The sequence below is a fragment of the Bacillus sp. 105MF genome, assembly GCF_000374885.1.
In the GTDB taxonomy this organism is placed as follows: Bacteria; Bacillota; Bacilli; order Bacillales; family Bacillaceae_G; genus Bacillus_A; species Bacillus_A pseudomycoides.
The window spans coordinates 41,360-53,473 of record NZ_KB895579.1; the positions used below are offsets into that span (position 1 = coordinate 41,360).

Sequence of the window (12,114 nt, forward strand, 5' to 3'; positions counted from 1 at the left end):
ATGAATTTAGAAACAATTATCGGTTTAGAGGTTCACGTTGAGTTAAAAACGAATTCGAAAATTTTCTCTGCGAGTCCAACAGAATTCGGAGCGGATCCAAATACACAAACAAGTGTAATTGACTTAGGATATCCTGGGGTGCTTCCAACTCTAAATAAAGAAGCAGTTAACTTTGCAATGAAAGCTGCAATGGCATTAAACTGTGAAATCGCAACAGAAACAAAGTTTGATCGTAAAAACTATTTCTATCCAGATAATCCGAAAGCATACCAAATTTCTCAATATGATAAACCAATTGGGGAAAATGGTTGGATTGAAATTGAAGTAGATGGCAAAAAGAAACGCATCGGTATTACACGTCTTCACCTAGAAGAAGATGCAGGTAAATCAACGCATACAAGTGAAGGTTCATTAGTGGATTATAATCGTCAAGGTATGCCATTAATCGAAATCGTATCTGAGCCAGATATGCGTACGCCAGAAGAAGCATATGCATACTTAGAAAAATTAAAATCTATCATTCAATATACAGGTGTATCTGACTGTAAGATGGAAGAGGGGTCTCTTCGCTGTGATGCGAACATTTCCCTTCGTCCAGTAGGACAAGAGAAGTTCGGTACAAAAGCAGAGCTGAAAAACTTAAACTCGTTCACTTATGTACAAAAAGGTCTTGAGCATGAACAAGTACGCCAAGAAAAAGAATTATTATCTGGTGGCATCATTCAACAAGAAACACGTCGTTATGATGAAGCAACAAAGAAAACAATCTTAATGCGTGTAAAAGAAGGATCTGACGATTACCGTTACTTCCCAGAGCCAGACTTAGTTGAACTTTACATCGATGATGAGTGGAAAGAACGCGTTCGCGCTTCTATTCCAGAACTTCCAGATGCTCGTAAAGTACGCTATGTTGAAGAACTTGGTTTACCAGCTTATGATGCACACGTATTAACATTAACAAAAGAGATGTCTGATTTCTTTGAAGCAACAATTGTAGACGGTGCAGACGCGAAATTAACATCAAACTGGTTAATGGGTGAAGTACTTGCATACTTAAATAAACAACAAAAAGAATTAAAAGACGTAGCATTAACGCCAGCTGGTCTATCTAAAATGGTTCAATTAATTGAAAAAGGTACAATTTCGTCTAAAATTGCGAAAAAAGTATTTAACGAATTAATTGAAAAAGGTGGAGACCCAGAAGAAATCGTTAAAGCAAAAGGTCTTGTTCAAATTTCTGACGAAGGTACACTTCGTAAGGTCGTAACAGAAATTCTTGATAATAACGAACAATCTATTGAAGACTTTAAAAACGGTAAAGACCGTGCAATTGGCTTCTTAGTGGGTCAAATTATGAAGGCGACAAAAGGACAAGCAAACCCACCACTTGTTAATAAAATCTTGTTAGAAGAAATCAACAAGCGATAATAAAGAAAAGTGGAACTGGATAGCCTAGCTTATGAAGTTAAGCGGTTATCAAATAGTAAAGATTAATCAGAGAAAGCACCCATATTTGGGTGTTTTTTCTGAGTTAATCAAACGTTTGTTTAAATTAAGAAATTATTTAAACAAACGTTTGATTAACTGACAAAAGTGAGAAAATGTTTGTATAGCAACTATGGTATGATAGTTGCAAAAAGGTGGGAATAATGATAAATCTAGACATAGAGAGTTTTTTCATCTCGTGAAATAATAGATAATTGTTATCCCCTGTTTTGTATGTAAGAAACAGAAAGTACTATGAATGGTGAAATGATATATATTACTTAGTTCAATAAAGCAAAGCTTTCATTAGTAGGTTGTTCTTTATATTTTGCTGATGTAAAGCGGTATGAACCTGGGTCCTTATTTGTCCTTTTAAATGGGCTAAAAGAAGGATATGGAGATGAGAGGAGGTAGGCATAGGAACGCTGAATAAAGATTCGGTATATTCTTTTTCTGTGAATGGTGAATGAGAAATTTCCTGTGCTAATGAATGATGAAGCGAGCAAGAATAATTTATAACCCTACTTCTGGCCGTGAGTTATTTAAAAAGAGCTTACCAGAAGTATTACAAAAATTAGAACAAGCTGGATATGAAACATCTTGTCATGCGACAACGGGTCCTGGAGATGCGACTGTGGCAGCGAGGCAAGCGGCAAATCGTAAATTTGATGTTGTCATTGCAGCTGGTGGTGACGGGACGTTAAATGAAGTGGTGAATGGTTTAGTAGGGAATGAATATCGTCCGAAATTCGGAATCATTCCAGTTGGGACGACAAATGATTTTGCACGTGCAATCGGTGTACCGCGTTCTATTGAAGAGGCGGCAGATATTATTTGTGAAGGTAAGACTGTTCCATTAGACCTTGGTAGAGCGAACGATACATATTTTATTAACATTGCTGGCGGCGGACGTATTACAGAATTAACATACGAAGTACCAAGTAAGCTGAAAACAGTACTAGGACAGCTTGCCTATTATTTAAAAGGTATCGAAATGCTGCCGTCATTACATCCAACATACGTTGAAATCGAGTATGATGGAAAGCTATTGCAAGAAGAGATTACGATGTTTTTAATTACGAATACCCGTTCAGTTGGTGGTTTTGAAAAGGTTGCACCATATGCATCTATTAACGATGGTTTATTTGACTTATTAGTGCTGAAGAAGGGTTCTATTGCTGATTTGATTAAAGCAGCAACACAAGCACAGCGCGGTGAGCATATTAATAATCCAAAAGTTTTATATACGCAGGCAAATCGTATTAAGGTTCATTCGCCGGATAAATTAATGATTAATTTAGATGGTGAATATGGCGGAGATGCGCCAATGGAATTTGAAAATATATATCATTGTCTTGAACTATTTGTTCCAGAACATAAAGAGGATACCTTATAAAGGTATCCTTTTTTATTTATATATATAGGAATGTGTCGATGGAATCGTGTCATTAATTCTTTTTGTAAATTGGGAGTTGGTTTGATTTTCAATGTATTTTTACAATGCGTTCATCTTATATCCACATTTACTTGCTACACTGAATGTGAGAAGGGCAGAAAGGTAGGGTGTGTTATGGAGAAGATAAAGGCAATACTCTTTGATAAAGATGGAACATTAATGGATTTTCATTCGATTTGGATTAAAGTTGCAGAAGAACTTGTAGCTGAACTTATAGAACTACATCAATTACCTCAATCATTACAGTTAACTATTTTAGGAGAAATTGGTGTTAAAGGGGCGTTTGTTCATCCAAGTAGTGTATTAGCAGCAGGAACAAGCCTCGATATAGCGAAAATTTGTTGTAAGTATATACCGTCTGTTAAAGAGAGTGATATGCATCACTGGATAAGTGGAAAACTATTTACTCTTATGTACGAACATCGTTCACATATGAGAATGACAGCAGATTTACCAAGGGTTTTACAAACATTGAAAGATAAAGGTTTCATTTTAGGAGTGGTGACAGCTGATGATTTTGCACCGACAGAATTATTTTTAAAGCAGTATCGATTGGAATCTTTCTTTGATTGTATTGTAACTGCAGATACATTTCCGGCACAAAAACCAGATAAACAAATTGTAGAAGCATTTTGCGAGAAGTTTAGCTTGGATTCATCGGAAGTAGCGGTAGTTGGCGATACACCGACCGATTTACATTTAGCGAAAAATAGTGGCGGTTGTTATGCAATTGGTGTTCTTTCTGGGACGGGGGATCGACAAACATTAGCACCACTTGCCGATGTTGTACTAGGTTCTGTAGAGGATCTTATTTCTAGCTCTGGTGAATTTATTTGGGAACAAAGGAAGTCTAATGTATAAATAAAATAAGTCTATAGAGACTCATGATAAGTCTTTATAGACTTATTTTTTATGTCGAAATACTAGGAATGTTAGAACAACACTACATTTGTAAATTGGCATACATCTTGCAGTATAGAAAAAGAAAATCATAGCATAGAAAAGGATGGGAGAAACGATGAATACAAAATTCGCTAAAGTAAATGAACAAATTCCAGGACCAAAGGCAGCTTCTTTATTAGAACGCCGTCAAAATATCGTACCAAGGGGCGTGAGTAATGGGATTTCAACATTCGTACAGTCAGCCGATGGTGCGCTTGTAACAGATGTAGATGGAAATCAATTTATCGATTTTGCAGGAGCAATTGGAACGATTAACGTAGGACATTGTCACCCTGCTGTGAAAGAGGCGCTTCATAAACAAGTAGATCAATATATTCATACTGGATTTAATGTAATGATGTATGAGCTATATATTGAATTAGCAGAGAAGCTTGCTGCATTAGCTCCTGGAAAATTTGAAAAACAAGTATTATTTTTAAATAGCGGTGCTGAAGCAGTTGAAAATGCTGTGAAAATTGCTCGTAAATATACGAAAAGACCTGGCATTATTGCGTTTTCAAAAGGGTTTCATGGTCGTACATTGATGACAATGACGATGACAAGTAAAGTAAAGCCATATAAATTCGGATTTGGTCCATTTGCACCGGAAGTATATAAAGCACCATTTCCATATGAATACCGTCGTCCAGAAGGTTTAACAGACGAACAATACGATAACTTTATTATTGAAGAATTTAAGAATTTTTTAATATCAGAAGTTGCACCAGAAAGTATAGCAGCTGTTGTGATGGAACCAGTCCAAGGTGAAGGTGGTTTTATCATTCCAAGTAAAAAGTTCGTACAAGAAGTACGTCGTCTTTGCTCTGAACATGGTATTTTATTTGTAGCTGATGAAATTCAAACAGGATTTAGCCGTACAGGAAAATATTTTGCAATTGATCATTATGATGTAGTTCCAGATTTAATTACTGTTTCAAAATCATTAGGGGCAGGAGTACCGATTAGTGGCGTTATTGGCCGAAAAGAAGTTATGAATGAATCAGCACCAGGAGAACTTGGTGGAACATACGCTGGAAGTCCATTAGGCTGCGCTGCGGCATTAGCTGTTTTGGATATTATAGAGAAAGAAAAATTAAACGATCGAGCTGTACATGTAGGAAAAGTTGTGATGGATCGATTTGAAGCAATGAAGAAAAAATATAATTGTATTGGTGATGTGCGTGGCTTAGGAGCAATGTGTGCGTTCGAACTTGTTAAAGATCGTACAACGAAAGAAGCGGATAAAGCATTAACAGCAAATTTATGCGCTGAAGCAAATAAACGTGGATTGCTCTTATTATCTGCTGGAACGTATGGGAATGTAGTTCGTGTATTAATGCCACTTGTCATTACAGATGAGCAGCTAGAAGAGGGGCTTACAATTATTGAAGATTCCCTGCAAGCTTGTTATGAGCAAGCGGATATAGCTCGTGTGTAAATAATAGAATGCAAATTGAAAAAACGGCATAAAACCTTTCTTTTTTTAGGTGGAGAGAGCATCCGTCCATGCATAGAAGTGGTCAGACTCTCTTCCGGCCTCATGCAAAGTTAAAACAAAGAGAGGAAACGACCATAGATTACCGTTTGTTCTTTATAGTAGCGCCTTATATGTCGGAAAATCAAAATGGATATATATATAACATATTTGTGACCATTCTAGTTTGCTTTGTTGAATATACAGAAAATTCCCTTAAATGCAGGTTTCATTTTATAATGAAATGTAAGAGATAATAAAGTGAAGCAATGTACTTGAATTTGAGGAGTGGCTGGAATGGTTGCAGAAAAGGAACGAGCATTTATGGATTTAAAAGATGTATTTGAATATGCATTTGATGAGATTTTTGTTACGGATGAGGAAGGAACTGTTGTCCGTGTAAATAGTACATGCGAAAGACACTATCAATTATCTGCTGAGGAGTTAGTAGGTAAGCATGTAAAAGAACTACAAAAAGAAGGGATCTTTTATCCATCTGCAACATTAGAAGTAATTGAGAAGAAAAAGCCAATTGAACTTGTTCAGACAACAAAATCAGGAGAGTATTTACACGTTCGTACAAGGCCTGTGTTTGATGAACAAGGGAATTTGCGAAGGGTAATTAGTTATTCTCGTGATCTCACTGAACTCTACCAATTACGAAAAAAGGTCGAAGAGATGGATAATCAGTTAAAGACATATAAAAAAGAGTTAAGAGAAACGTATGAATATGAGGGGCTTATTTTTAAAAGTGTAGCTATGCAAAAAATAGTTACAACAATCAAAAAAGTCTCTGTGGTAGATAGTACGGTTCTTATTTTAGGCGAGACTGGTGTAGGGAAAAGTAGATTAGTGCGTCATTTGCATGAAGTGAGTCATCGTAAAAATGAAATGTTTTATGAAATTAATTGTGCGGCATTGCCGACAAATTTAATCGAATCGGAACTGTTTGGCTATTCAGGTGGTTCATTTACAGGTGCAAACCGCGAAGGAAAAAAAGGGATTTTAGAGCTAGCTCATAAAGGAACTCTTTTCTTAGACGAGATTGGTGAAATGCCACTTGAAATTCAGGCGAAACTGTTACAAGTATTACAAGAAAAAACATTCCGCTTAGTAGGAGGTAGGGAACTAAAAAAAGTAGATGTTCGTATTGTAGCAGCTACGAATAGAGATTTGGCTGAAATGGTGAAACAAGGTACTTTCCGAAAAGATTTATACTATCGTTTAAATGTAATACCGATTCATATCCCTCCACTTCGTGAAAGAACGGAAGATATTTTACCTTTAGTCTATCATTACTTACATCACTTTAACGAGAAGTATGGGCGTGATGTAAAATTGGCCCCTAGTACTTTACAAATGTTTGTAGGGTACCCTTGGGAAGGGAATAATAGAGAAATAGAAAATGTGATTGAAAGAATTGTCATTACTGCAGATAACATTGTAACGATTGAAGACTTACCATTATCTATGCATGGATCAACAGTTGAACAGTCCGGTCAAAGCCTCTATAAAATGTTGGAAGAAGTAGAACGGAATATTATCCTTAAAGCGTATAAAACATATGGATCAAGCTATAAAGTAGCAGAGTTTTTGAAAATAAGCCAGTCTGCAGCGACGAGGAAAATTAAGAGGTTTATAGGAGAGGAATTTATATAAATACAAATTGAAAAAATGATATAGAATCTTTCTTTTTAGGGGGGAGAGAGCATCCGTCCATGCATAGAAACTGTCCCATTCCAAGTGAAAATAAAGAGAGAAAACGAGTGAAGGCTATTTCTTTGTTCGAATGCTTTTTTGAAAGTATGATAGAAATATAGAAGAAAATGAAGTGAATATAAAGGAGGAAGAAAACGTTGGATAAGAAAGCGACTTATATAAATTTAGAACAGAAAGCAATGTATATAAATGGGGAATGGATCGGGCTACAGGAACAAATTGAAATTAATAATCCTGCGACGCAGGAAGTATTTGCAACTGTTCCAAAAGGCGGGGTCATTGAGGCGAAGCAAGCGGTAGATGCTGCACATGAAGCCTTTAAATCTTGGTCAAAATTAACTGCAGCTGACCGTGCGCAAAAATTAAAAAAGTGGTTTGCACTAATTGATGAAAATAAAGAAGAAATCGCAGCAATTATGACGAAAGAGCAAGGGAAGCCATTTGCAGAAGCACTTGGTGAAGTGAATTATGCGAATAGTTTTGTAGAATGGTATGCAGAAGAAGGAAAGCGAGTATATGGTGAGATGATTCCAGCTTCTCATCCAGATAAACGCATCTTAGTAATAAAACAGCCTGTTGGTGTTATTGCAGCAATTACACCGTGGAATTTTCCAGCTGCTATGATTACAAGAAAAGTAGCTCCAGCGCTTGCAGCAGGTTGCACAGCAGTTGTAAAGCCTGCAAGTCAAACGCCGTTAACAGCATTAAAATTAGCTGAACTTGCACATGAGGCTGATATTCCAAAAGGCGTTTTAAACATTGTAACAGGTAGTGCAAAGGCTATCGCTGATACGTGGATGAATGATGGACGTGTGAGAAAGGTTTCGTTTACGGGATCAACTGAAATCGGAAAAGAATTAATGTGTGGTGCAGCGAAAACAATGAAAAAAGTGTCACTTGAATTAGGGGGGCATGCTCCGTTTATTGTGATGAATGATGCGGATTTAGATAAAGCTGTAGAAGCGGTAATTGGTTCGAAATTCCGTAATGCTGGTCAAACATGCATATGTACAAATCGCGTATTTGTACAAGAAGCGGTATATGGAGAATTTGCAGAGAAGTTTCAAAAAGCAGTAGGTCAGCTTAAGGTAGGAGATGGATTTGGAGAAGGTACGACTGTAGGGCCGCTTATTGATGCGAATGCAGTAGAAAAAGTAAAGGAACATATAGAAGATGCTATCCAAAAAGGCGGCGAAATCCTTTATGGAGGACAAACAATTGCAGAATTAAATGGTCACTTTATTGAACCAACTGTAATTGGAGGAGCAAACGATACAATGTTATGTATGAATGAGGAAACATTCGGACCAGTTGCGCCTGTTGCAAAATTTGAAACGGTTGAAGAAGTAATTGAACGAGCTAATAATACTCCGTATGGTTTAGCTGCATATGTATTTACAAAAGATATTAGTCAAGCATTTCAAATTAGTGAAGCATTAGAATATGGCATTATCGGTTTAAATGATGGCCTTCCATCAGTTGCACAAGCTCCGTTTGGCGGATATAAAGAAAGTGGTATTGGCCGTGAAGGTGGTCATTTTGGAATTGACGAATATTTAGAAATTAAATACATTTCTTTAGGACTATAATAAAGTAAAAAAAGGTTGTTTTCTAAAATGAAAACAACCTTTTTATTATGTGAGGATAAATTAATATAAAAGAATAAGTTTACATGAGTGCTTTCAATAGATCTGTTACTAATGGAATCACTTTACCAACGAATGTTAAAATCGCAATTGCTGTTGTCATGAAAACTCCTCCTTTTATTTTGAATATTATAATAACAAAACTTTATACATTGATTATATTAAGGCAGTATACTAAAAAGTGAAAAGAGCCTTTTTCTAGGAAAATGGCTCTTTTCATTAAATAATTTGTATTCTTAGAATGCCCAGTTACCTTTACGGAAAATTGGTTCATGTGTTCCGTCAGCTGTAATACCATCAATATCAAGCTCTGCTGAACCAATCATAAAGTCTTCGTGTGTAATACTAGAGTTTGCTCCATTTTCTGCAAGCTCTTCTTTTGTCATCGTTTTACCACCATCTAAGTTAAATGCATAAGCATTCCCAATTGCTAAATGGCAAGATGCATTTTCATCAAATAGCGTATTATAGAATAAAATGTTTGTATTAGAAATCGGTGAATCATGAGGTACTAATGCGACTTCTCCTAAGAAGTGAGAGCCTTCATCTGTTTCTACTAAATGTTTTAGTGCTTCTTCGCCAACATCAGCCTTGTAGTCAACAATGCGACCATTTTCGAATGTTAGTGTAAAGTTATCGATGATGTTACCTGCAAATACTAATGGTTTTGTGCTCGATACTTGACCGTTTACACCTGTTTTTAATGGCATAGTAAAGACTTCTTCTGTCGGAATGTTAGCCATAAATGGTATATTCTTTTCATTTAAGCTACCAGCGCCAGCCCATACATGTTTTTCTGGAAGTTCAATTGTTAAATCTGTTCCAGGACCTGTATAGTGAAGAGCTTTATAATGTTTTTCGTTTAAGTAGTCTACTTTTGTATGTAATGTTTCATCATGTTCTTTCCATGCTTCAACAGGATTTTCTAAATCTGCACGAGTTGCTTGGAAAATTGCAGCCCATAGCTTTTCTTGTTGCTCTTCTGGTGCTACATCAGGGAATACTTTTGCAGCCCATTCTCTCGTAGGAACAGAGATTACGCACCAGCTTACTTTATCTGCTTGTACATAATCACGGTATACCTTCATTGCTTCTCCAGCAACCTTATGAGCACTTGCAATTCGTTTTGCATCTACACCTTTTAATAAATCTGGATTTTCTGCATAGATAGACATAAATGCAGCGCCTTCTTTTGCCAATTCTTCACGTGCATGTGCCTTCCAAGCAGGGAATTCTGAGAATGCTTCTTCAGGAGCTAAATCAAATTTTAAACGTGTTAATACCTCATCGTTCCAATCTACATATACATGCTTTGCGCCTGATTTATATGCTTTTTCTGTAACAAGACGGACAAATGGAGCTGCCTCAAGTGGCGCATTAATAGATAATGTTTGTCCAGGCTGAATATTAACACCGACATTTACTGCAAGAGCAGCATACTTTTCTAATGATTGTTCAAATGACATAGGTATAATCTCCTTTATTCAAAAGATTTCTTATATACATAATACAAGAAAATTTAAAAAATATAAACGGTGCCTCAATTATATTAATCTTAATTTCGTATTTTGACGATGTGTTGTGAGAAAATGGGCAATTGATTGAGTAGAATAATCAGGTAAACAAGCATAAACATATATTAAATAAGATTTGAAAGAAAATGGTTATGAATATGTAGTGTGAAAGGTTGATAAAATGGGACGAAATCCGAATCGAAATAGAAAAGATTGTTATCCATATATAGAAAAGAATTGTGAGATAGGACCTATGTCCCCATATGAGCGTTGTGATAAGGCATTCCGAGTTCGTTTTCAAGCTGCAGATTATCAAAAAGGTCTTCCTCTTCCAGTTCAATTCTGTAACGGAGATGAAAAATTGTTTGATAATAAAATTGCTAGCTTCTCCAAGGCTTTACCACATAATTCTTTAGGGGAAGTTGATATTTATGCTTATAAAAAATGGATTGAGGCACTTAAGAAGGGAAAGCCAGATGCTTTTGAATGTTTAACGCTTGGTGGTGTAGTGAAGCTTGCCAATCCACAAGCAGCTTATGCTTATGGGCTAGAAGGACCGGATTCTCACCAGTTAAGTATCGCGGTACCTCCAGCTTTTAGTAGTGCCTGGGAAGCAAGTGAAATGACTGAACTGTACTGGCAGGCATTGACACGTGATGTGCCTTTTGCTGAATATAATAGTAATTCTCTTACTTTAGCAGCGGCTTCTGAATTATCAAGTTTGTCGGATTTCCGTGGACCTAAAGTTAATGGTAGCGTTACTACAGAGACTTTGTTTCGTGGTGGAATACCTGGTGGTCTGATAGGACCTTATATTTCTCAATTTTTATGGCAAGATGTTCCCTATGGAGCTACAACAATGATTCAAAAATATCGTACTACTGTATCTGATAAAGATTATATGACTGCTTACCAAGAATGGCTGGATATCCAAAATGGTTTATCTCCGAAGGAAATTATATTTGATACAGTCACTCGTTATATTCGTAATGGTCGTGACCTAGCTGAATTTGTTCATCAAGATTTTTCCTACCAAGCTTGTCTTTCTGCGTGTTTGATATTACTTAGCTTTGGAAAAGGAGCATTATCATCCAATAACCCCTACTTACATTCAAAAACTCAGAATGGTTTTGTTACCTTCGGTGCCCCTCATATTTTGGATTTAGTGGGTAAGACGGCAAAGGCAGCACTTGAAGCGGCCTGGTGTCAAAAGTTTTTAGTTCATCGCAGAATCCGCCCTGAAGAGTTTGGAGGGCGTGTTCATAATCAGCTAACAGGTGATACTCATTATCCGATTCATCCAGAACTATTAAATTCGCAAGTTATTTCCGAAGTATTTAGCAAGTTTGGAACGTATTTACTCCCGTTAGCGTATCCTGAAGGCTGTCCGACTCATCCTGCATACCCTGCGGGACATGCAACTCTTATGGGAGCTGGTGTCACTGTATTGAAAGCCTTTTTTAATGAATCGTTTGTCATTCCAAAACCAGTTGTAGCGAGTTCTGATGGTCTTTCTTTGCTCTCTTATTCAGGACAACCTTTGAAAGTCGGAGGGGAATTGAATAAGCTTGCTACCAATATTGGGCTTGGCCGTGGTACAGCTGGTGTTCATTGGCGTTCTGACACGATAGAAGGCTTAAAGCTCGGGGAAGCAGTAGCGATTGGAATTCTGAAAGATCATAAAGCAACCTATAACGAAAAATTTAATGGCTTTTCTTTTACTAAATTCAATGGTAAGTTTATAAAAATTTAATAGTAGTAAACGATTTCCTTATTGAAATTATCCCATATTGTTAAGAGTTATTAAAAAAATGAGTGCGATATGAAAAGTATCGTACTCATTTTTCTAGTTATAATAATCTTTATTCTTACTCGATT

8 protein-coding genes are annotated in these 12,114 nt (G+C 36.5%); 7 read left to right on the plus strand and 1 reads right to left on the minus strand.

What is annotated here, in order from left to right:
* The 6 genes from gatB (at nucleotide 1) to C564_RS0119540 (ending at nucleotide 8,665) form a co-directional block, all read left to right on the plus strand.
* A complete protein-coding gene (gatB, locus tag C564_RS0119515; RefSeq protein ID WP_006093233.1) occupies nucleotides 1–1,428 on the plus strand; it encodes an Asp-tRNA(Asn)/Glu-tRNA(Gln) amidotransferase subunit GatB in 1,428 nt (475 codons plus the stop codon).
* A 547-nt stretch (nucleotides 1,429–1,975) separates the two neighbouring features.
* A complete protein-coding gene (locus tag C564_RS0119520) occupies nucleotides 1,976–2,881 on the plus strand; it encodes a diacylglycerol kinase (protein ID WP_003194652.1) in 906 nt (301 codons plus the stop codon).
* 174 nt (nucleotides 2,882–3,055) lie between these two features.
* A complete protein-coding gene (locus C564_RS0119525) occupies nucleotides 3,056–3,802 on the plus strand; it encodes an HAD family hydrolase (RefSeq protein WP_018766492.1) in 747 nt (248 codons plus the stop codon).
* Nucleotides 3,803–3,959: 157 nt separating this feature from the next.
* Nucleotides 3,960–5,321: a 4-aminobutyrate--2-oxoglutarate transaminase gene (gene gabT, locus C564_RS0119530; RefSeq protein ID WP_018766493.1), complete on the plus strand. Its 1,362-nt coding sequence runs from the start codon at nucleotides 3,960–3,962 to the stop codon at nucleotides 5,319–5,321.
* A 333-nt stretch (nucleotides 5,322–5,654) separates the two neighbouring features.
* Nucleotides 5,655–7,016, plus strand: coding sequence for a sigma-54 interaction domain-containing protein (locus tag C564_RS0119535; protein ID WP_018766494.1), 1,362 nt, complete (start codon nucleotides 5,655–5,657; stop codon nucleotides 7,014–7,016).
* Between the two features lie 197 nt (nucleotides 7,017–7,213).
* A complete protein-coding gene (locus tag C564_RS0119540) occupies nucleotides 7,214–8,665 on the plus strand; it encodes an NAD-dependent succinate-semialdehyde dehydrogenase (protein ID WP_003194659.1) in 1,452 nt (483 codons plus the stop codon).
* A 293-nt stretch (nucleotides 8,666–8,958) separates the two neighbouring features.
* On the opposite strand, the gene C564_RS0119550 is transcribed toward C564_RS0119540, so the two are convergent.
* Nucleotides 8,959–10,188, minus strand: a complete 1,230-nt coding sequence (locus tag C564_RS0119550; RefSeq protein WP_018766495.1) for an aminopeptidase — start codon at nucleotides 10,186–10,188, stop codon at nucleotides 8,959–8,961.
* A 229-nt stretch (nucleotides 10,189–10,417) separates the two neighbouring features.
* On the opposite strand from C564_RS0119550, the gene C564_RS0119555 reads away from it, so the two are divergent.
* Entirely contained in the window at nucleotides 10,418–11,989 is a 1,572-nt protein-coding gene (locus C564_RS0119555; RefSeq protein WP_018766496.1) for a vanadium-dependent haloperoxidase, read from the plus strand.
* Nucleotides 11,990–12,114 lie beyond the last annotated feature (125 nt).

Excerpts from the sequence above, each read along its gene's own strand:
- gabT (WP_018766493.1), top strand. The coding sequence starts at position 3,960 with ATGAATACAAAATTCGCTAAAGTAAATGAACAAATTCCAGGACCAAAG.
- C564_RS0119555 (WP_018766496.1), top strand. The coding sequence starts at position 10,418 with ATGGGACGAAATCCGAATCGAAATAGAAAAGATTGTTATCCATATATA.
- C564_RS0119525 (WP_018766492.1), top strand. The coding sequence starts at position 3,056 with ATGGAGAAGATAAAGGCAATACTCTTTGATAAAGATGGAACATTAATG.
- C564_RS0119520 (WP_003194652.1), top strand. The coding sequence starts at position 1,976 with ATGATGAAGCGAGCAAGAATAATTTATAACCCTACTTCTGGCCGTGAG.
- C564_RS0119550 (WP_018766495.1), bottom strand. The coding sequence starts at position 10,188 with ATGTCATTTGAACAATCATTAGAAAAGTATGCTGCTCTTGCAGTAAAT.
- gatB (WP_006093233.1), top strand. The coding sequence starts at position 1 with ATGAATTTAGAAACAATTATCGGTTTAGAGGTTCACGTTGAGTTAAAA.
- C564_RS0119535 (WP_018766494.1), top strand. The coding sequence starts at position 5,655 with ATGGTTGCAGAAAAGGAACGAGCATTTATGGATTTAAAAGATGTATTT.